General features: G+C 44.8%; 20 protein-coding genes and 2 tRNA genes. 9 read left to right on the plus strand and 13 right to left on the minus strand.

The genetic code is table 11. The annotated features are described in order from the left end of the window. Positions 1 to 5: 5 nt before the first annotated feature. The 5 genes from C6Y39_RS06560 to orn all read right to left on the minus strand — a co-directional run bounded on the left by C6Y39_RS06560 (position 6) and on the right by orn (position 5,698). On the minus strand, positions 6 to 3,374 hold the full coding sequence (locus C6Y39_RS06560) for a TonB-dependent receptor (protein WP_105930501.1): 3,369 nt from the start codon (positions 3,372 to 3,374) through the stop codon (positions 6 to 8). A gap of 477 nt (positions 3,375 to 3,851) precedes the next feature. Further along, positions 3,852 to 4,622 (minus strand): hypothetical protein, encoded by a 771-nt coding sequence (locus C6Y39_RS06565; RefSeq protein ID WP_105930502.1) that lies wholly within the window; start codon positions 4,620 to 4,622, stop codon positions 3,852 to 3,854. Positions 4,623 to 4,848: 226 nt separating this feature from the next. Next, positions 4,849 to 4,924, minus strand: a tRNA-Gly gene (locus C6Y39_RS06570). A 51-nt stretch (positions 4,925 to 4,975) separates the two neighbouring features. Beyond that, a tRNA-Gly gene (locus C6Y39_RS06575) sits at positions 4,976 to 5,051 on the minus strand. Positions 5,052 to 5,152: 101 nt separating this feature from the next. Next, the gene (gene orn, locus C6Y39_RS06580) at positions 5,153 to 5,698 is read right to left on the minus strand and encodes an oligoribonuclease (protein WP_105930503.1); all 546 of its coding nucleotides are present in this window, start codon (positions 5,696 to 5,698) and stop codon (positions 5,153 to 5,155) included. A gap of 86 nt (positions 5,699 to 5,784) precedes the next feature. Between orn and rsgA the strand changes: the two genes are divergently transcribed. The 4 genes from rsgA (at position 5,785) to C6Y39_RS06600 (ending at position 9,599) form a co-directional block, all read left to right on the plus strand. Beyond that, entirely contained in the window at positions 5,785 to 6,828 is a 1,044-nt protein-coding gene (gene rsgA / locus C6Y39_RS06585) for a small ribosomal subunit biogenesis GTPase RsgA (RefSeq protein WP_105930504.1), read from the plus strand. A 191-nt stretch (positions 6,829 to 7,019) separates the two neighbouring features. Next, on the plus strand, positions 7,020 to 7,997 hold the full coding sequence (gene asd, locus C6Y39_RS06590) for an archaetidylserine decarboxylase (protein WP_105930505.1): 978 nt from the start codon (positions 7,020 to 7,022) through the stop codon (positions 7,995 to 7,997). A 3-nt stretch (positions 7,998 to 8,000) separates the two neighbouring features. Continuing rightward, positions 8,001 to 8,876 carry a DMT family transporter gene (locus tag C6Y39_RS06595; protein ID WP_105930506.1) on the plus strand — a complete coding sequence of 292 codons (876 nt, stop codon included), beginning with the start codon at positions 8,001 to 8,003 and terminating at the stop codon, positions 8,874 to 8,876. 33 nt (positions 8,877 to 8,909) lie between these two features. Further along, positions 8,910 to 9,599 (plus strand): glycerophosphodiester phosphodiesterase, encoded by a 690-nt coding sequence (locus tag C6Y39_RS06600; protein WP_105930507.1) that lies wholly within the window; start codon positions 8,910 to 8,912, stop codon positions 9,597 to 9,599. Between the two features lie 66 nt (positions 9,600 to 9,665). On the opposite strand, the gene C6Y39_RS06605 is transcribed toward C6Y39_RS06600, so the two are convergent. From C6Y39_RS06605 to C6Y39_RS06615, 3 genes are all read right to left on the minus strand, one after another. Then, a complete protein-coding gene (locus C6Y39_RS06605) occupies positions 9,666 to 10,094 on the minus strand; it encodes a MerC domain-containing protein (RefSeq protein ID WP_105930508.1) in 429 nt (142 codons plus the stop codon). A 129-nt stretch (positions 10,095 to 10,223) separates the two neighbouring features. Next, positions 10,224 to 11,039 carry a divergent polysaccharide deacetylase family protein gene (locus C6Y39_RS06610; RefSeq protein WP_338065009.1) on the minus strand — a complete coding sequence of 272 codons (816 nt, stop codon included), beginning with the start codon at positions 11,037 to 11,039 and terminating at the stop codon, positions 10,224 to 10,226. 127 nt (positions 11,040 to 11,166) lie between these two features. Then, the gene (locus C6Y39_RS06615) at positions 11,167 to 12,330 is read right to left on the minus strand and encodes a murein hydrolase activator EnvC family protein (RefSeq protein WP_105930509.1); all 1,164 of its coding nucleotides are present in this window, start codon (positions 12,328 to 12,330) and stop codon (positions 11,167 to 11,169) included. A 255-nt stretch (positions 12,331 to 12,585) separates the two neighbouring features. Here C6Y39_RS06615 and C6Y39_RS06620 point away from each other — a divergent pair, with 255 nt between their 5' ends. From C6Y39_RS06620 to gpsA, 4 genes are all read left to right on the plus strand, one after another. Next, entirely contained in the window at positions 12,586 to 13,011 is a 426-nt protein-coding gene (locus C6Y39_RS06620; protein ID WP_105930510.1) for a rhodanese-like domain-containing protein, read from the plus strand. 12 nt (positions 13,012 to 13,023) lie between these two features. Continuing rightward, entirely contained in the window at positions 13,024 to 13,284 is a 261-nt protein-coding gene (grxC, locus tag C6Y39_RS06625; protein ID WP_014948069.1) for a glutaredoxin 3, read from the plus strand. Positions 13,285 to 13,345: 61 nt separating this feature from the next. After that, the gene (secB, locus tag C6Y39_RS06630; protein WP_105930511.1) at positions 13,346 to 13,855 is read left to right on the plus strand and encodes a protein-export chaperone SecB; all 510 of its coding nucleotides are present in this window, start codon (positions 13,346 to 13,348) and stop codon (positions 13,853 to 13,855) included. A 25-nt stretch (positions 13,856 to 13,880) separates the two neighbouring features. Beyond that, positions 13,881 to 14,897 carry an NAD(P)H-dependent glycerol-3-phosphate dehydrogenase gene (gene gpsA, locus C6Y39_RS06635; RefSeq protein WP_105930512.1) on the plus strand — a complete coding sequence of 339 codons (1,017 nt, stop codon included), beginning with the start codon at positions 13,881 to 13,883 and terminating at the stop codon, positions 14,895 to 14,897. A 429-nt stretch (positions 14,898 to 15,326) separates the two neighbouring features. On the opposite strand, the gene trmL is transcribed toward gpsA, so the two are convergent. From trmL to C6Y39_RS06660, 4 genes are all read right to left on the minus strand, one after another. Continuing rightward, entirely contained in the window at positions 15,327 to 15,791 is a 465-nt protein-coding gene (gene trmL, locus C6Y39_RS06645) for a tRNA (uridine(34)/cytosine(34)/5-carboxymethylaminomethyluridine(34)-2'-O)-methyltransferase TrmL (protein WP_105930513.1), read from the minus strand. A 129-nt stretch (positions 15,792 to 15,920) separates the two neighbouring features. Then, positions 15,921 to 16,889 (minus strand): alpha/beta fold hydrolase, encoded by a 969-nt coding sequence (locus C6Y39_RS06650; RefSeq protein WP_105930514.1) that lies wholly within the window; start codon positions 16,887 to 16,889, stop codon positions 15,921 to 15,923. A gap of 63 nt (positions 16,890 to 16,952) precedes the next feature. Next, positions 16,953 to 18,314, minus strand: coding sequence for an ATP-binding protein (locus tag C6Y39_RS06655; RefSeq protein WP_105930515.1), 1,362 nt, complete (start codon positions 18,312 to 18,314; stop codon positions 16,953 to 16,955). Continuing rightward, positions 18,314 to 19,057, minus strand: a complete 744-nt coding sequence (locus C6Y39_RS06660) for a response regulator transcription factor (protein WP_105930516.1) — start codon at positions 19,055 to 19,057, stop codon at positions 18,314 to 18,316. Before C6Y39_RS06660 ends, C6Y39_RS06655 begins: the two co-directional genes overlap by 1 nt. A 210-nt stretch (positions 19,058 to 19,267) precedes the next feature. Between C6Y39_RS06660 and C6Y39_RS06665 the strand changes: the two genes are divergently transcribed. After that, positions 19,268 to 20,125, plus strand: a complete 858-nt coding sequence (locus C6Y39_RS06665; RefSeq protein WP_105930517.1) for a Spy/CpxP family protein refolding chaperone — start codon at positions 19,268 to 19,270, stop codon at positions 20,123 to 20,125. Positions 20,126 to 20,245: 120 nt separating this feature from the next. Here the strand turns inward: C6Y39_RS06665 and C6Y39_RS06670 are convergent, their stop codons facing one another. Further along, a complete protein-coding gene (locus C6Y39_RS06670; RefSeq protein ID WP_105930518.1) occupies positions 20,246 to 20,656 on the minus strand; it encodes a methylglyoxal synthase in 411 nt (136 codons plus the stop codon). Positions 20,657 to 21,080 lie beyond the last annotated feature (424 nt).

Genomic DNA, 21,080 nt, shown 5'->3' on the forward strand with positions numbered 1-21,080 from the left:
ACAACTTAGTTAAGCTGCATGTCAAACCCTATGAAGTAAAACCTTCCACGTGCACTCGCCGGATAAGCAAAGTTCGTCAAGAAAGGTTCTTCGTTGGTAACGTTCTTGATACCACCGTACATTTTAACTGTGTCAGTAAGTACATATGAGAAGTTAATATCGTGCTGGAAAAATTCATCCATTACGACAGAGTCGTCATAATCACCACGCTCGTATTCTTCGATTTCAACAAATGCAACTAACTGCTCATCCATGTACTGAGTTTGCCAACCGATTTGCAGATCCTGCCACTTCCACGTCACGGTAAAGTTGCCAGCCCATTCAGGGCGATTTACTTCACCAAGCTCTGGGTTAACTTCGGTAAGGTCATTCGGGTTAGTAAACTGATCAATCTCGTTCACCTTGGTTCCAGAGATTTTGGTTAAAAACGTATGATCATCAATTTCAAAGTCATAGCCAACACTGAAATCAACACCTGATGTTTCTAAGCGAGCAAAGTTAACCTGTGTTGAACGCAAAAAGTTAAGGCCGCCGAACTGTGGTGAATTTGCATCGGTATTACGAGTAAACAAAGAGCAGAAATTTTCGTTTAAGTTTTCACCGATATAGCATCCATTAACAATATCATTAGAGCTAACCGAACTGATTGCTGACTCAATTTCGATGCTCCAGTAGTCAGCGGTCACTGACAGGCCTTCCAACCAGCTTGCCTGATATACGAAGCCCACTGTTGTCGTATCGGCTGTTTCCTCTTGCAATTCTGCGTTACCACCGGTAACACCAGGGAATGCAGCCGATAGTGGATCAGTGTAAACATACTCACCTGCGTCGTTGAACGGGTTGTAACCGATTGACTGGAAATCTGCTACACAGTTGGCTTGTATCTGATCAGCCGCAGCGGGATCATTACCGCGGATACCCGCAATCACGCTCGCATTACACGGGTCAGTAGGACGGAATGTTGTACCCACTTCAGGACCGAAAAGCTCTGTAATGTTTGGCGCACGAACAGCTTGAGACTGTGACAAACGAATCATAAGATCTTCGTGAGGCGCATACATTAAGTTTGCACGCCACGTCGTTGTGTCGCCAATAGTGGAGTAATCAGAGTAGCGCGCAGCCAAATCTAACGTAAGTTCTTCAGCAAGCATCTCACCTTCAATTAGAGGAATAGAGACTTCAACAAATACTTCACTTACATCAAAGTCACCGGTTTCATTTGCCGTTTTAATAGACGGCTGGAATACCAGTGAGTTATTAGACGAATAGTCAGAGATAAATGTTCCAGCTTGGTACTGTGAACCCTCAGGAATAATACCAAGTTGCCAATTATCGAAGGTCGCTTCTGATTTTTCTTTTCTATACTCCCCACCTAGAGCAAAGAATATCGGACCATACGGCAGCTCAAAGTAGTCAGATGAATCACCAGATAGTGAACCACTCACCACGAACTGTTCGATAGTAGTTTTACTACGGCTATCTTGCGTTACCCAATCAACAGCTTCTTGAGAAATTCCGCCTGCGCCGGCCCAAATATTTAAAGGTACACAGCTGCCGTCACCCGGAGTAAATGAAAAGTAACCTGGGTCATATACTGGGATATTAAATGCGGTGGTAACCTGAGGAGTATCTGCGTCTAAGTTCACACGACAGGTTGCCTCTCCCGTTGCAGGGTCTGTTACCGCGTCGATTGCAGAGAAGAAACGGTCTACTACAACAATATTTTCTGTGCCTTCTTGCTCAAACTCGAATCTTCCGTAATTTAACGCAAGGTTATACTGCCAGTCGTTTTCTAGGAAGCCTTCTAGCCCAATAACACCACGTAGGGTTCTACGCTCGTTCTCGATTTTACCTTGACCAATGCCAATGGGGTCAGCCGTAATGGCAACACCACCGATTTCGTTCGCTAACGGCTGAATGAAAGAAGGCAAGTAAGGGTTATCTGCTGCACCAAATAGTAGGTCCCAGTATGAAGAAGGCTGGCTTTCATTTTCTGTTGTCTGAACAACGTACTTAAACTCACCAAACACGGTGCTTGTATCAGTAAGGTCATAATGGCCTAACAGGTTTAACGCAATTTTGTCGTTTGGCGTAATTAGATAGCCACGCTGTTGCTGTATGGTGTTGAATGAATCACCGCCAAAGCCTTCAAAGTTTCCTGACACTAAGCCATCTTGAATAGGTCTGTAAGAACCATCTTCTAGCACGTTCCAGCAACCACCTAGTGCGCCAAACGATGCGGCGCCAAACGAACTGTTATATCCAGAGAACGAGTCCAGACAGTCTGGCGTACCGTTACCATCAAGGTCGATATTAGTCGCAGGATCAAACCCCTCAAACGTATAAGGGTTACCCGGTATGATGTAGCCATAACCTGAAGTGAACGGGAAAGTGCGATAAGGAAGAACAGCGCGAGGGTTTGCTGTAGCCGCGCGGTTAAACAGGGCTAGTTCTTCTGAAGTTAAATTCGGTTGGGTTCCAAAAGTATCTACGTAGTTTTGAATGAACGCATCCTGAGATGGAATGCTTAAACCGAAATTGAATAGGCCGGTGTTGTCATAGTTATAGTATTGCGCCAAGTTTGGTGTACTAGCACCAATATCGCCTTGTTGGAATCGCAAAGCAGGGTTAGTCCAATCTCGCGCAGAGCCAATGATCAAACCATTGTCTCTTTCACTTACCCGCACACCTTCATCGTTTTGATACTCGATATTTATTGCAAAATTACCTCTGTCGTTGTCAAAGTTTTCACCATACAACGCAGACATACTAATTTGCTCACCATCGCCTTCAGACGAAATGCCCGTATTTACATCAAATTCAAAACCTTCATAGTCATCTTGCAAAATGAAGTTAACTACACCAGTTACCGCATCGGCACCATAAACGGCAGACGCACCACCGGTAAGCACTTCTACAGACTTAATCAGTTTTACGGGGATTGAACCCACATCTACCGCTGCAGAACCTGCGACACCGCCCACATGGCGACGACCATTTACTAGCGTTAAGGTACGGTTTGAACCTAAACCACGCAGATTAAGGATATTCGCACCGTCTGCAAACCCTGAGTCGATAGAGCTTTCCGCTGTGGTAGATGAAAACAGCGCGGGGATGTCGTTGATTACATCAGTTACGGAAAACTCGCCTGATAGCTGAATATCTTCTTCTGAAATAGCCTGAACAGGTGAAGGAGATGCCAGGTTAGGATCTCGTGCTATACGAGAGCCTGTGACCACTACTTTTTCAACATCCTTTTCGTCAATAGCGGCTTCTTCCTGAGCCTGAACTGCAGTTGCACTTAATGCTAGTGCAGATGCTACTGCACACGCGAGTACAGTAAGCTTATTTTGCTTTGATGAATCAAAAGCCATGTGTGTTTCTCCAAATATACTTTTTCGTTCCAGTACGCTCTTTCTGGCGCTTATTAAGGAGTCTAAAAGCGATGGTTATTTTTTATATGTCTGAGATATGCGTTTTACATAGTCTTTTTAGTTGCCACACTATGCTTAGCAAACCGTGTGGGTTTGCAAACTGTGTGCCTACCAAAAGGCGAGTAGCTAGCGAATTTATCGCCAAAAAATGGCGCATTATGCATATTTACCCACTAAAATCTATTTAATATTCAAATTGATTTATTAAACCCCTACCGAGCGCACATTTATTGTGCAAAAGAGCCAATAAAGTTTAGATTTATTGAGAATTGGTCTGAAATCAAGGCGACTGCGCACCAAATGAGTGCGCATCGGGATGAATAAGGATTCATGAGAGTGCGTAAGTGCAGGTAGAATCAGTGCTAAAGCGCGACATAACAAAAATCTTATACTTTAGTATTGTTTTTGAAAAAGCAGCTATTGTAGTTTGTTTAAATACCTATCAATGTGCATTTGAAAACTTCCGTGGTCTCGACACTGCACCGTTCCCTGAACTGATCTCGTTGCGTCATTCCCGAGCGCGGGAAAATCACGATTATCAATTGTTACGCCCTTATTTTTACTGAGGGCGCTAAATAGCTTTCCTTTTAAAGTGCTGCAATCTACAACAATTTCTAAGCTTTCCATGTAATCATGATCCTCTATTCTACGATTGTGAAAGTTGTTCACTTTACTGCCGCCTAATTTTCTACTAAGCGGTTGCTCAGGAATATCATGTAAACGCTGCCTGTTAAGTTTATTGATATAAGCTTTTGAAGTTTCGAGAACATTCGGCATAGCCTCTACAGAGACTTCTGATCCTACGTTTTTTTTGTGCAAGGGTTTGACTTTTATTTTGTCGCTATATGAAGAGGCGTAATGTGGTTTTTCAGCACCCTGCACATCGACGTTGTTTGCTGTATTAGTGGGCACCTTTTGCTCTAGCGAAAGCTGGCTTTCACGCTTTTTAGGGAAACCTTTTGGTTTTAAAAACTTGTTTGGCTGCAGTAGTACCGCCTCTAGAATACGTAGTTGGGGCCCCTGATGACCAATAGATTTAGTTTTTGTAGCTATTGCTAACGCAAGCAATAGCAACCCATTGATTACGAAAGAGAGAAAAAGTGCACGAAGTGTAGAATTGTTCGGTGAACTTGTTTGAGTAACAAAGCGCCCCTCGTGTTCTACGTTATAAACCCTTAGCTCTTTCATCAATGCATCCGTTCATAAAAGCACGTAGAAATTGAGCATTAATCAAACAGAAAGTTCAGATAACTTTGCTGTAGAAAATAACGTTAATTATCAAATGTAATTAATGAGGTATAAAAATGTGGAACGGGAAACGAGATTCGCAGCTGGCCGACACTCGGTCGCGGGCCCATAAGGGGTCGCATTGAGACAACTACAAATGTTTGGATTTTCGTGATATTAGAAAATTTGGAGCGGGAAACGAGATTCGAACTCGCGACCCCGACCTTGGCAAGGTCGTGCTCTACCAACTGAGCTATTCCCGCATAGAGTCGATGCTTTGCATCTTATAGATACTTACCGAAGGTAAGTGAATTTGGAGCGGGAAACGAGATTCGAACTCGCGACCCCGACCTTGGCAAGGTCGTGCTCTACCAACTGAGCTATTCCCGCAACAAAAGAGGTACTTCGTTTGAAGTGGTGCGCATTTTACAAAAATTTTGGGGTAACGCAACCTTTAATTCTACTTTTTTTGTACCTCTTGGTCTGAATGCTTAAATCGTAAACACTTTCTCACGGTAATAGCGCATTTCTTCAATAGACTCGCGAATATCATCGAGTGCCAAATGCACACCTTTCTTTTCGAACCCATCTAAAATCTCAGGTTTCCAGCGACGGGTTAGCTCTTTTATTGTGCTGACATCGATACTTCTATAATGGAAATAATCTTCAAGCTCTGGCATATACTTCACTAAAAAGCGTCTGTCCTGACCTATCGTATTACCGCAAAGAGGTGATTTTCCAGCATCAACCCATTGCTCTAGAAATGCGATTGTTTGCTTGGCGGCTTCTTCCACACTAATTTTACTTTCTCGGCAGCGCGCAGTTAACCCGCTTTCACCATGCACTCGTGTACACCATTCATCCATGTTGTCTAGCACGTCATCACTTTGGTGCACGGCTATCACTGGTCCTTCAGCCAAAATATTTAGCTGCGCATCAGTGACAATGGTAGCAATTTCCATCACTACACACGTTTCAGGGTCTAACCCTGTCATTTCCATGTCTATCCAAACAAGGTTACTGTCGTGTTTACTCATTACTTTCCTCATTGCGCTACAGACATGGCAACCATGCCCTACAAACGGTATTATTGTCATAGTATACGTCAAACTAGAAAAGAATCGTGGCGAAAAAACCAAAACTTACACAACGACAGAAACGACAAGTAGCTGCAAATAGAAGCAAGCGCTTGCAAGAAAAGCGCGGCGCAAAAGGCGCTGCAAGCCTTGATGAAAGCGCGTTAGAGAGCGGCACAGTAATTGGCCGTTTTGGTAAACATGCAGATGTTGAAGACAATGATGGCGCAATTTCTCGATGCCACATTCGACGTACCGTTGACTCAGTGGTGTGCGGCGATAAAGTATTTTTCAGCAAAGGAGACGATGCCGAGTCAGGTGTAAGTGGCGTTATTGAAATTGTAAAAGACAGACACTCGGTTCTTACTCGCCCCGATTATTATGACGGCATAAAGCCTATAGCGGCGAATATAGACCGCATCATTGTGGTGAGCGCAATCTTACCAACCCTTTCCCTCAATATTATTGACCGCTATCTCGTGGCGTGCGAGGACATTGGCATCACGCCACTAATCGTACTTAATAAAGTTGAACTTCTGAGCGAAGAAGAGCGAGCAGAAGTTAGTGAACAGCTCAAAACTTATGAAAAGCTAGGTTACGAGGTGCTATTTACCAGTTGTAAAACCGGTGAGGGTATCAGCAAACTTAATGAATACCTGAACGATAGTATTAGTGTTTTTGTAGGTCAGTCGGGGGTTGGTAAGTCGAGCCTTATTAATCAAGTTCTGCCAGACGCCGATGAATTGACCGGTGATATTTCGGATAACTCTGGTCTTGGACAACACACCACCACCGCGGCTAAGTTACTCCACTTACCTGCTGGCGGCGATTTAATTGATTCACCCGGCGTTCGGGAATTTGGCTTGTGGCATATTCCTACTGAGCGCATTACATGGGGCTTTATTGAATTTCGAGATTACCTAGGCGGCTGTAAATTTAGAGACTGTAAGCACTTGAATGACCCAGGCTGCCTATTAAGAGAGGCCGTTGAAGACGGTAAAATTAGCGCTGAGCGCTTTGACAGCTATCACCGAATTTTAACGACCATGGAAGAGCAGCGCCCTAGTCATAGTCTGCCTCCAGGCTCGTAAACGGCTTTTAGCGTGCCATCCGTCTGGTTTCGCTGAATCAAGGTGGAACCTATTTTCACTATGAACCACGTGCTTATGCTTTTGCGTAAGCACTCATAACCCTAAAGTTGCTTTAAATACTACGACTTACTATACAATAGCGCTATCTATGCAGTGCGAGATTACCTGCATAAAAGAAACGGAGATATTTTGTGTTAGATTGGCTTAAAGTTAATTTGCAATATGTAACCCCCAAGCACTTGCTTTCACGCCTAGTGGGCAAGCTTGCCGAAGCAGAAATGGGTAGCGTTACTACCTTTTTTATTAAGCTTTTTATCAAGCAGTATAACGTTGATATGACAGAAGCTCTGCATGAAGAGCCTGGGCATTACCGAAGCTTTAATAAGTTTTTCACTCGTCCACTTAAGCCTGAAGCACGTAGCATTGATGCAAATGACGACGTACTCATCCACGCAGTTGACGGAACAGTGAGCCAGTTTGGTGACATTCATAGCGACAGCATCTTTCAAGCGAAAGGACACGATTTCAGCCTAACCACACTGTTAGGTGGAAAGCCCGATATTGCAGCGCCATTTAAAAACGGTAAGTTCGCGACCATTTATCTTGCGCCGCGCGACTATCACAGAATTCATATGCCTGTTGAAGGCACGCTTACAGATATGCTGTATGTGCCCGGTGAACTCTTCTCGGTAAACCCACTAACTGCGCAAAATATTCCCGGCCTGTTCGCCCGCAATGAACGTGTCGTTGCGCTTTTCGATACGCCTGTGGGAAAAATGGCGATGGTACTCGTTGGCGCAACGATTGTTGCCAGCATTGAGACTGTATGGGCAGGTACTGTTACTCCACCAGCGGGTAAAAATGTTCAACACTGGTCGTATGAAAAAGATAGTGAAGCGGCGGTGAAGCTAGAAAAAGGCGCCGAACTGGGTCGCTTCAAACTAGGGTCTACTATTGTGGTATGTTTCGAAAAAGACATGATTGACTTTGAGGAGCTAGCCCCTGGTATGGTCACCCGTCTTGGTGAGCCTATGGCATTGAAAGCGTCAGCACGCGATGGCGAAGTAACAGAGCAGCCTCCCCTAGACACAAAAGACAGCGAATCCGTTTTAGACGACTCAAGCAGTGACGCTAAAAAGGAAACGCCATCAGAGGGCGCCGACAGCTAATCTATGGATGCTGTTAAAAAAAGCCTGATCTCACTTCATTTCACCGTAATCTTACTTGGTGGTACAGCTCTCTTCTCGAGGGTTGTGCCTCTAAGTGCCAGTGATATAACGCTGGTACGTTCAATATTTGCGTGCATCGCGCTGTTTGCGTTTTTAAAACTAGCAAATAACAAAATAAAGCTTAATTCGAAAAAAGATTACGGCGTTGCGCTAGGTCTAGGTGTACTTATGGCACTGCACTGGGTGACGTATTTTGCTGCGATGCAGTTTGCTGGGGTCTCCGTTGGCATGATTGCCCTGTTCACGTTTCCGGTAATCACCGTACTCATTGAGCCTTTCTTTGAGCGCGTACGTTTGGTATGGCAAGACATCGTATCAACCCTCACCGTCATTGTCGGCGTCTACCTTATTGTGCCAGAAACGTCCCTTGAGAATGATGTGACACTGGGTGTTTTGATTGGCATTGCTTCTGCTGTTCTATATTCGTTTAGAAACCTCATTCATCGTAAGCATTTCAAACACTACAGTGGCGCACAGGCTATGGCATGGCAGACGTTAGTTATCAGTGTTTTAATGTTGCCCGTCGGCAGTGAAGCCATTACTTCTGCTTCAGCTAATTCTTGGTTAATGCTGCTATTATTAGGTACGGTGTTTACTGCCCTTCCCCATGCATTAATTGCAGCAAGCCTTCGACATCTTAGAGCGAAAACCTTTTCTCTTATTGCCTGTATGCAGCCGCTTTATGGCGTTTTTCTAGCCATTATTTTACTAAATGAAAAACCCGGTTGGAGTGCGTTAATTGGCGGTATACTGATCACGTCTGCGTCAATCTACGAAACACTTAACACCCATAAATTACATAGCGCTAACGACTCGTAACGCTCTGTTTTTAACGCAAGGATCTCTTCGCCTATGTTAATTTTTGCGCACCGTGGAGCCAGTAAAGCGGCACCTGAAAACTCGGTAAAAGCATTTAACCTTGCCTTTGAACAAAATGCAGACGGCATTGAATTCGATACCTATCAGCACGACAGCGGCATTGTGGTATTTCACGACAGAACGCTGGCACGCAGGGCCCGAGAACCGGGCTATCTGCTGGACACGCAGTGGGAAACGCTAAGGAAAATGGATATTGGTGAAGGCGAACGCATTCCAACCCTTGCGGAAGCCCTTAACTGTGTTGCAGGTAATAAATGGTGCAATATTGAAATAAAGCACTTACAGGATGTTGATGGCTGGGTACATGAAGTCAAAACCGCTGTACAGCAAAGCAACATTGACACTGAAAAATTACTTATCTCTTCATTTAACCATCACTGGTTACAAGCTATTGCATCACGTTGGTCAGACGTAAAGATTGGTGCTTTGTCTGCCAGTTACGAACTAGACTGCACGGCAAGTGCACGCGCTCTACATGCATACTCCGTGAACATAGCTTTAGATGCCGTTGACAAGGAGTTTGTGCAAACAGCGCAGCAAGAGGGTTTTGACGTATTTGTTTACACCGTTGATGAGCCAAGAGATATGTTAATGCTTAAAGGGTGGGGAGTAGCAGGGATATTCACCAACGTACCCGATACCGCTCGCAAAGTACTGCTTTAATCCTTGTGCTTTTAAAAGCAAAAACGAGCCATTGGCTCGTTTTTTTCTGTCAGCAACCCAGACAATTTATTTGAGTTCAGTGGACAGATGCTCTGAAAATACGGTGCGCTTGCAGCATTTGCACTGCCTACATAAACGCATATTTACCCAGTGACCCGCTACAATTAACGCCGCGCCAATAGCAATGGTAAAGGGCTCGTAGTGATGGCCGAAAATATCTTTGTGCCAGTAGATGGCTCCACCTGTGAAAAGCAGCGCGAGTGGGTAATATTTACCGTGGTAGCGAATAGCGCCGCTCAGCAAGGCAACTGCACCTACGATAAGAGAAAATGTTAAAATTGTTCTTTCAAACCATACTTGCGCAAAAAAGCTTGAGCCTATAAGCGGTAGCAGAGGCACCAAAACAGGCAGCGCTAGACAGTGCAGCGCGCACAAACTGGACACCCAGATGCCAAGTTTGTCTAGTTTTGTTGGATTCTCGTCAATTGGAGTCATTACTCTAATTACCACCGTAAAAGAAAATTTGTTCGCGACATCGTCGCCAGAGACGTTATATTGTAACAGACTATTTAAAATGCGAAACGTTCACACATTAAATTTTGATCTTAATGAGATTAAAATAGACTAATTAAGTAGCGAAGACGTTGGAGAGACACTTGTAAGAGATGCTGTATGCGCGTGTTTTTCAGCAAATTGTTTAGCCACTTTAGGTGCGTGTGAAAAATAGTCGGCGACAGAGGTTAGCGTAAACCCTTCCTCTTCAAGTGAAGGAAGATGGGTGTTTAAGAAGTCTATCGTTGCAGGATGAGGATGGCCAATAACTACCACGTGCCCGTCTCTTTTAGCAATTCGCTTCATTTGATTAAACTGTTTAAGCAAGAACGTTGGGTCTAACTTGTGATCAAGAAATACCTGCCGACTAGCATTAGGCACTCCTAGTCGCTCTGCAATTTCTTCGCCTTTCGTTAGCACTGTTGTGCGACTGTCGACGAAAAATAAACCTTGGCGCTTTACTTCTTTTAACAGTGCCTCCATCGCCTCATGTTGCCCAGTAAACGCGCTCCCCATATGATTATTAAGTCCCACTGCGTTGGGTAAACTTTTAATCGCTTTACGTACATTATGCGTTATCGCTCCGGCAAACATATCTGTAGTCAGCCCAAGGGGCCCCATATCCTTACCGTTTTGCGCTTGCATAGGCATATGCAGCATAATCGCTCTGCCTTCTTGATCTGCGCGCTTTGCGATCTCAGAGGCCAATGGAGTCTGTGGGAGAATAGAAAAAGTAATTTCTTTAGGGAGAGAAAAAGCAGCAACATCGGACGGCCTGTACCCCAGGTCATCTAAGATTATTATTATGTCTGACTTTGCTTTTACTTGAAGGCTAATTAGCCCGCATAAAACAAAGATTATACAAGGCATTAGCAGACGCAAAAGCATCTAAATTACATCCATTTTTCTTCATTATTATTAAGCGCAAGCGCACTATGTGGGCTGTCACCCATTGCTAGTATTTCTAGAATACCAACAACTGATTCAGTTTCAACTTTGTTTGTGCATAACCGTGCTAATCGAGCCAGGCGCTAGGATTAAGCGCCTTTCCTTTGTGACGGATTTCAAAATAAAGATTGGGGTATTCCTGACCACCGCTTCGACCAACAAGCGCAATACGCTCCCCCTGCCTTACATCGTCGCCTGCTTGCTTGAGCAGAGCTTGATTGTGCCCGTAAACGCTCATGTAACCTTTACCGTGATCAACAATGGCAACTAATCCGAAGCCTCGAAGCCAGTCTGCATATAGCACCTTACCAGGCGCAATACTATTGACCGGGTCGCCTTCTGCACCATCTATGACAATGCCCTTCCACGACACCTGACCTTGGCGGCGACTTCCAAATAAGTTACGTATTCTTCCGTTCACCGGCGGGGCGAGCTTTCCTTTAAGTTTCGCTAAACCCGCCATCGACACTTCCGCTTCTCTTGCCGCTCGCTCTGCAGCGATTCTCGCTGCTTCAATGGCATCTTTAAGCGCTTTTTCATCGGCTTGCAGTGACGCAATTCGTTGATTTTCTGACGCTATCGTTTTGTTTATTTTCTTCAGTGTGGTCTTTCTGTCGTCCTGACGGGTTATCAAGACCGCGCGTTGCCCCTCTTGTTCCTCTTTAAGCGCGGCGAGTGACTGCGCCTTCTTATCAAGTTCAGCATTCACTTCTTCCAATCTCGCCACATTCGAACGGAAGCTTTCTATTTCTTTCTGACGGGCTTTTGCAACGTATTGATAATAGGTAATAACCCGCTCAAATGTGCGAGCATCATCTTGATAAAATACCATTTTTGCGTAGTCGTAATGCCCTGCCATAAATGCACTTTTAAGCTGACTGGACAACAAAGATTGCTGTTTTCGGATGGCTGCTTTAAGCGCTTCCTGTTCGCTTTCAAGTGTGGCTTGTTCTTTTTGAACGTTTTTTAACGCTTGGCCAGTTGTCGTCAACGCTTTAGCGACTTTTGCAATTTCAAGCTCTGAAGCTTTAAGCACATTCTCAAGTTCTTGTGCACTGGCCTTATTGTTTTCTAGCACCTGCTGACGGGCGCGAAGTTCAGCCTGAAGTTCAGCTAATTTCTCTTTTTGAGCACTGGCATTACTTACTTGCGCAACAGCACTACTTCCAATCGGCAGCAAAATGAGGGCAATAATGCACCCGATGATTGAAAATAATGACCGTGCTGACATAACGTGCGCTTAAAACCTCAACTGATATCAATAATGAACTACCTGGTTTCATCATTGCTGCTAATAACCCAATCCAGTGTATCTGACGACTATCCATAAGCCCAGTGCAATTTATTCGTAATATCAATCATCTAAAGTATTTGACCAAGATGTACTGCGCCTTGGACACATCTTACGTGAAGGTAGGCTGGTTTCTCGCCCAGTTTTCTATATACTTTGCACACTTTTCATGGTCTGTAGACAGGGTTAGAGGTAATGGATCAACTAATTGAATTTGCTAGCAACAATTTTATTCTTGCTGGTATTTGGGTTGCACTGATTGCGATGTTGATATTTAGCTACATCAGTGCATGGACATCGCCGGTAAAAGAGTTGAGCACTCACGAAGCAACACTTCTAATTAATAAAGAAGATGCAATAGTGCTAGACACACGCCCTGCGAAAGAGTTTAAGGCTGGTCATATTTTGGGTGCCAGACAAATTAAACCTGAAGAGTTGCGTGAGAAAAACTTTAAGAAACTTGAAAACAGTAAAGACAAACCCATTATCGTAGTATGCGCTATGGGTAATCAGGCTCGTGGTACAGCAAGCGCGATGCAAAAAGATGGCTTCGCTAATGTGAATGTATTAAAAGGCGGAATGAACGCATGGCAAAGCGCCAGCCTTCCCGTTTCTAAATAACAGGTAACCTTTATGAGCAAAGTAGAACTTTACACCAAGGGCCATTGCCCCTATTGCCACCGTGCAAAAGCACTGTTGACGCAAAAAGGTGTAGAATTTATTGAATACCCGATCGATGTTAAGCCTGAGCTGCGCGACGAGATGATCGAGCGCGCCAACGGCGGCTGGACTGTTCCGCAAATTTTCATTGACGATCAGCACGTTGGTGGCTGTGATGATATGATGGCTTTAGAAGCACAAAGCAAACTAAATCCGATGTTGGGTTTAGCGTAAGCGTCAGCGCATACAGCAACGCACTACATTAAATTAAAACGGCAATTAAATAGGAAATACCATGGCTGACGAAAATCAGACAAACAACGGCGAAGCAGCAAGCGCACCAGCGCAGCAAGGTGCTCAGTTCAATATTCAGCGTATCTACACAAAAGATATTTCTTTTGAGTCTCCAAACGCACCTGCTATTTTCACTAAAGAGTGGAAGCCGGAAATTAAACTAGACATCGACACTAGCACGAACAAGTTAGAAGAAAATGTGTTTGAAGTGGTGCTTTCAGTTACCGTTACAGCAACACTTGGCGAAGAAACAGCGTTCCTTTGTGAAGTTCAGCAAGCAGGTATCTTTGCCATTGGCGAAATGCCAGATCAAAACAAAGCACACACGCTAGGTTCGTTCTGCCCGAACATGCTATTCCCATATGCGCGTGAAGCTATCTCTAACCTGGTTAATCGTGGAACTTTCCCTCCACTTAACCTAGCACCTGTAAACTTTGACGCTATCTTTGCCGCTTACGTACAAAAACGTGCACAGCAAGCGCAAGGCGAAGCGCCTAAAATGGACGCCTAATTAGGTGACCATAAAGGACGTGGACATGAAGTCGAATTCGGTTTCAGAGTCGGTTTCAGTATTGGGGGCGGGGTCTTACGGCACCGCCCTTGCTTTTTGTCTTGCCAGAAATGGCAACCCAACACTGCTTTGGGGCCGTGATGAAAAGCACATTGCTGAAATGGCGGCGAATCGCGAAAACACGCGATACCTCCCTGGCGCTACGTTTCCCGAAGCGTTAGTTGTAAACGCAGATTTAGAAGACGTTGTTGCCGCAAGCCGAGATATATTGGTTGTGGTTCCAAGCCATGCATTTGCAACCATGCTTCACAGCTTAAAACCATTGCTAAAACCGCATCAACGTATAATTTGGGCGACTAAAGGGCTCGAACCTAAAACCGGCCGTTTACTTCGTGATGTAGCGGAGGAAATACTGGGTACTGACTATCCCCTAGCCGTGTTATCAGGACCTACCTTTGCAAAAGAAATGGTAGCAGGATTACCTACCGCCATCTCGCTCTCATCCACTGACGATACCTTAAGCGATGAATTTGCAGCAAAATTGCATTGTGCAAAGTCGTTCCGCGTTTATAAGAATTCAGACTTTACCGGTGTTCAGTTAGGTGGAGCGGTTAAAAACGTTATCGCCATTGGCGCAGGACTAGCCGACGGCTTAGGGTTTGGTGCCAATGCACGTACTGCACTGATTACTCGAGGCTTAGCAGAGCTTACGCGTTTAGGTGTAAAGCTGGGGGCGAATCCAGAAACCTTTATGGGTATGGCCGGCCTTGGCGACCTCGTACTAACTTGTACCGATAATCAATCGCGTAACCGCCGCTTTGGATTGGCATTAGGCCAAGGCAAGAGTGTCGATGTGGCTATTGAAGAAATTGGTCAGGTGGTTGAGGGTTATCGCAATACTGAAGAAGTACATATTTTGTCAAAGAAAGTAGGTGTGGAAATGCCTATTTGTGAACAAATTTATGCCGTGCTTTATCACGGAAAATCGCCTAAAGACGCAGCGTTAGCCCTGCTAGGACGAGACTTAAAGCAAGAAGCTTAATAAGTAATTGATGGTCTTGGCTAAGCGCTAAAGACCATCACCCTCTTAACGATTCTTTTTCCCTAATTTTTCGCCAGCTTTCAAAGCTGCATTTATCGCCCTTCCCTCACCATTATTATTCTCTTATTGCTATGATAGCTATGCTGATTATGTTTATAACGTTTAGCTTTTTTTACTTTTTTATAGGGTGAATCTACGACCACGTAGCGATTACCATGCTTGCGATAATAATGATTATTCGCAACGTAGAAATGATTGTTATCGATAATCTCTACCCTATGCGCACCTGGTAATGCATTAACGTACAGTCCAATTTCAGGAACGCGTATGGCTACGTCAAGTAGCGGGCGAGTAGGTTGGGTATAAAAAAGCCCCTACACCGGGGCTTTATAAAAACGAATGTCTTCAGGCTGCTTTATCCGTCTTGTGCTATCGCGCTCCGTCGTAACCTAATTGGCGCCAGCTTTCATAAACAAAAACCGACACTGCGTTCGACAGGTTCATACTGCGACTATCTGGCAACATAGGAATGCGAACGCGCTGCTCTGGAGGTAGGGATTGAATGTAATCGTCTGGTAAACCGCGGGTTTCAGGACCAAAGATTAGCGCGTCGCCTTTTTTATAAGATACATCGCTATGAAACGCTTTTCCCTTCGTCGTGCAGGCAAATACGCGGTTTGGCTTTGCATCCTCAAGGTAGGCTTCTAAATTTGCATGACGCTTAACATGAGCAAATTCGTGGTAATCTAAGCCGGCACGGCGAACACGCTTATCGTCCCACTCGAACCCTAACGGCTCAATCAGGTGCAGCGTAAATCCACTATTTGCACATAAACGAATGATATTTCCCGTGTTAGGCGGGATCTCTGGCTGATAAAGTACGATATCGAGCATGCCTTTCTACACTACCTTAATAGTTAATCACTCGGCTATTTTATAACGAAACAGAGGTTGGCATCATCTTTGACGTTGCTTTTATGGCAAGAAAGCAGCGCTTTCTGTCAAACGAGGTTATTGCTAACGCTAATCATAGGCTAAAAAGTCGAGAATACGTTTAACGGAACGCTCGCGTATTTCGTCAGATTCAGTAAAAAGCTCATGATACGCACGAGGCACAATTTCAAGCGTTGCATTCGGCATTAACTGAGCGACACGTCTTTGTCGCTTATTATCAATAATCGCGTCATCATCTGCGCTAAGTACCAGCGAAGGCGTTGTAATCCCTCTCGCACTGCTTTCAATTTTATTCATTGCCTGATGTGCAGCGGCCAGCCATTCAGTGGTTACACCACCAAGCTGAATTTCTTGCTCTTCATCGTACAATTCACGAAACAACGCATACCGCGCTTTACTGTGAGTGAGCTTATTCAATGAAAAAGGAAACGCGATATAGGGAGTTTGACCAAAGAAATAACCCGCATCTTTCTTTGTCATTCTATTTACGGCAAGCCCAGTACGAATTAATCCGTTTGCTAGCCAATTAGGCAAGGAAGGCTTAATGCCAAACATGGGCGATGCAAGGACCGCTTTGGAAAATAGATTGGGCAAGCGCAGTAAAGTAAGCGCACCAATCGCGCCACCCATTGAATGACAAATTAACTGCAGAGGGCCTTGCTGCAACGGCTTAACAATAGTCTCTACAAACGTGACGAAATCATCGACGTAGTCATCAAAGTGCGCTACATAACCGTGCTGAGGATCCCTTGTCATTCTATCTGACAAGCCTTGACCTCTGTGATCTAAGATAAAAACAGCAAATCCGTTTTGATATAAATCGTAAACAAACTCTTTGTACTTTAGATAAGATTCAATACGCCCCGAACAGATAACTATTGTTGCTCTTGGTGATTCGGGAATGCAATGCGCAAAACGCACAGTGATGTCACCTTTGCCCAGGAAATGGCCCTGAGTAACATTGTCTAACCAAAAAGGATTAATATGCGAGGCAAAGGTGCTTGCTAAGTTATTTTCAGACGTGAGCGTCCAGTTCATAAATCCCCTTTCTACAGTCAAGTTGCGCTTAAATACGGCCAGTAACCACTGTCGTTGCCCTATTCAGCACTTGGGAAAAGACAGAGTAACGCGAAGCCCACCGCGCTCGTCAGGTTCAGCGATAATACGGCCATGATGCAACTCAACCGCCGCTTTTGCAATGGATAAACCCAAGCCAACGCCACCGGATTCACGTTCCCGAGCTAGGGAGGCGCGGTAGAAGGGAGAAAATATGCGGTCACATTCTTCAACCGTTAGTCCCTCGCCATCGTCTGCAATATGAATGCACCAGTGCTTGTCATCCTCGCTAAATGAAACATGGGTAATAAATTTACTGTGCCTAATAGCGTTGCGTAGAACATTCTCTACTGCACGGCACAGCATCATACTGTCGATGAGTACGATCGTTTTGGGAATATCGTCTATTTGCAATTGCTTGTTCTTGTTCGCCGCTTCAAAGTGAGCATCGGTAAAGACATCGTTTAGCACTAGGGTCAATGCTTGTCGCTGCATTGTCGCCTCTCCGGATTCTGCGCGGCTTAACGTAAGTAACTGCGCCACCAGCGCTTCCATTCGGTCAGCTTCTCGCTCAACGCGGGACAGAGTCTCTGGGTCTACATTTTGCTGATGAGCTAGGCCAAGCGCCATTTGCAGTCGGGCAAGTGGCGAGCGTAGCTCGTGAGACACATCGGCTAACAGGCGCTTTTGCGCTCCCCACATCGACTCTAGCTGTTCTGCCATCTTATTAAAATCACGAGCAAGTTGCCCCAATTCATCTTGACGCTTCTCAGCCCCTTCAACCCGCGTTCGCCAATCTCCGCCCGCTAAACGCTTTGCTGAGCCTTGAATTTGCAATATAGGTGTCGTGAGCGATTTAGCAAATAACCAGCTTAAAAGGATGGTGGTAATAAGAGCGATGGTCAAAAAGAGTAATATCGGAGGAGTTCTCTTTTCTGGCATATCTAGCTTTGCTGAGAAAAGCGCAAAGCGTTTGCCCTCTCGCTCAAAAAATAATGGGCCTATAATTTTAAATGCGCCCCGCTTAACCGCAATGGGTGACGTTTGATTTATCAGGCGCAGTAAGTCAGCTACATCGTTGTCTCGCAGCGGTGGGCCACCGGCTGATGTTAAGCTGTTATCTTGAACGTTTACGGCAATCAACCGTCCTCTTACACCCCGAGAACTTCGCTCGAGCGCTGCCTGTAATGGCATTGTTTGCAATCGGTCACGCTGCATGCGTTCAATTGCTTGGTTTAAGTCAGCCACTTCACGGGGCTTCATCTGCACCACTTGCAGGTCTTCAAAAAACAGGCGGCTTCCCCATATTGCCAGAAGAGCAGTAACAATAAAGGTTGCCCAAAACCAAAGAAAAATGCGCCCCATAATGGCACGTGTTGGATTTATGCTGCGTAGTATTTTTACCATTAATTGGTTCCAGTAATTAACATATACCCTACGCCCCGGATGGTTTTAATTTTTTCATCGACGGCTACTGCACTCATTTTCTTACGCAGGTTGCTAACGTGCATATCGATACTGCGGTCAAACGCTTGAAGCGGTTTACCCAGTATCTTTAAGCTTATTTCTTCTTTCGTCACTCGCTGTGCAGCATTTAGCATGAGCAAACGCAAGATTAAAAATTCAGTAGTGGTAAGTGTAAGTTCAACATCATCGACTTTGGCAAGCTGACTACTTGGACTTAAAAATATCCCATTTACAAACAAATCCTGCTCAACGGCTCCCCCCGTTGCTGAGAGGTTGTGTCGACGAACAATGGCCTTGATACGGGCAACTAATTCTCTGTGGTTAAATGGCTTAGGCAAATAATCATCTGCGCCCATCTCAAGACCTAAAATGCGGTCGTAGTCATCGCCTCGTGCCGTAAGCATAAGTACAGGCGTACTGTGGCTTGCTCGCAACTTTTTTAAGACATCGAAGCCGTCCATTTTCGGCATCATTACATCAAGCAAAATCAGGTCGTAATGACGCCCTGAAATAGCCTCCGACAAGCCTTCTTCGCCATCGTTTTTCACCTGAACCTGATAGCCCATACCGGACAAGTACGCCGAAAGCATTTCTGTAAGCTCAAGGTCATCATCAATAACTAGAACTGACTGCAAGTGAAAATCTGAACTCATGGAATTAAACTCTTTTGCTGCTAGATTCATGAAAGTGCCTGTAAACGAAATAAACTTCAACTTACGCTTGAAGCGAAGCTTTCAAACATTGCCGAAAGCGACTGTCAAACGCATACTATAACTTTTCAGACCTTTACAATTACAAAACGGCATCACCTTTACATAAGCTTTACAGTACGTTGACAGCTTTCCTTGTTGAGAAAGCTACTATTATCGTGTCCTAACAAAAAGGAGACGACAATGAAAAAGTTATTAATTGCTAGTGTTACTGTAGCGGCGATTAGCTTAAGCGGCCTTACGTTGGCTCAGCCCGCGGGCCCTGGTATGCGTCACCACGAACCGGTTAAAGAAATGGTTAAGCACCTTCGCGGCATAGGCTTGAGCGACTTGCAGCGTGAAGAAATAAAAACGCTGGTTAGCGCGTTTAAAGAGGCCACCCCTCGACCTGTGCAGGGAAGTGTTGAGAAGCCCGATTTTGATTTTGAGACCGCCTCTGAAACCCAAATCAGTGCATTTATACAAACTCAATTTGAAGCGCGTGAGACTCAACACTTTGCTCTTGCACAACTTCGCCATGATATTTTCAACGTGCTAACTGAAGAGCAGCAAGCAAAAGTTTTAGCTCGAGAAGCAAAGAGAGAAGCTAAAAGAGAAAACCGTCGCAATGCATCTGAAGAGAAAAAAGCGCAATTTGCGAAACGTTTAGACAGAGAAGGTAAAGATAAAAAATTCTCCCATCACAACCGTAAAGGCCATGAACATAAGCGCGATGGCGTGCCATTCGAAGGCATTGAGCTAAGTGATACACAGAGAGAGAGTCTTAGTGCACTTCGGGAGTCTTTTAAAGACACCGCCGAAGCAAACAGACAAATCATGCGTAGCTTTAAAGATGCACAGCGCGAATTAATTCGTAGCTCGTCATTCTCGCAAGCTTCTTGGGAAGCGCTTGTTACGAAATATAAGGACGACATTGTTAGCGCTGGTGTAGAGAAAGCCAAACATCGTCAAGCCATGTTTGCCTTACTTACCGATGAGCAAAAAACGGAACTAAAAACACAGCGTGAAGATGAGCGTAAACTACGGGATATATTTAGATAAGACCTACCTGTGTCTTTAACCGATTACCCACTGTAAAAAGTGCTGGCCTAGGCCAGCCTTTTTTTGTTTAGTGAATCAGCATGCCCGTTCAGACAAACTCTACTGACCTTAAAAGGCGTATTAAAAGTTCGGCTTAACCGGTTTGTAGTCTGGCGATAAGAATAATGGCGACGTTATTACTAAGTCAGCCGTCGCTGGCGTACAGGCTACAGGCACATTCCAGACCGAGCACAATCGCAGCAGCGCTTTAACATCCGGATCATGTGGCGCTGGATTTAGTGGGTCCCAAAAAAAGAAAAGTGCATCAAGTTTATTTTCAGCGATGAGTGCCCCTATTTGCTGGTCGCCACCAAGCGGGCCACTTTTATACCGAGTGACATCAAGTCCGGTTTCGCTGGCAACGAGGCCGCCGGTCGTTCCTGTTCCCACTAAATTGCATTGTTCAAGTACGTTAATGTGTTGCTTGACCCATGCTAACAACTCAGGTTTTTTATGATCGTGCGCAACAAGCGCCAAGGTAAGTTTGCCCATTTGATTTTCCGGTTATTCCAAAACGTATTCACAGCCGTGTGTAGGTTGTCATCCACTCGTTAGACACTTCAAGATAGCTCAATGTACTAATAAAAAGACGACGCCAACAAGCAAGCTGTTCATGTACGTCATGGTTATGCGACAACGTATATAAATATTCAGTTCTCTTGCTCGTGTTGTCAACTGACTGTAACAACTATAAATGTACTATTACTTAATTCGTTACCAGCGAACTGCGCAAAACATGAAAACAAAATATTTATACATTTTTATTGAATAAAAATTCAATAACGTTAGAATAGTCGACGGTTAAAGCATCCAACCCACTTATTACGGGTTGTAACATGATAGGAATTGATGATGGCACAACCAACTCACGTTGTTGGTTCAACCACTAGCAACGACAAAGAGTTTACCTCTCCCC

The organism is Alteromonas gracilis (assembly GCF_002993325.1).
In the GTDB taxonomy this organism is placed as follows: Bacteria; Pseudomonadota; Gammaproteobacteria; order Enterobacterales; family Alteromonadaceae; genus Alteromonas; species Alteromonas gracilis.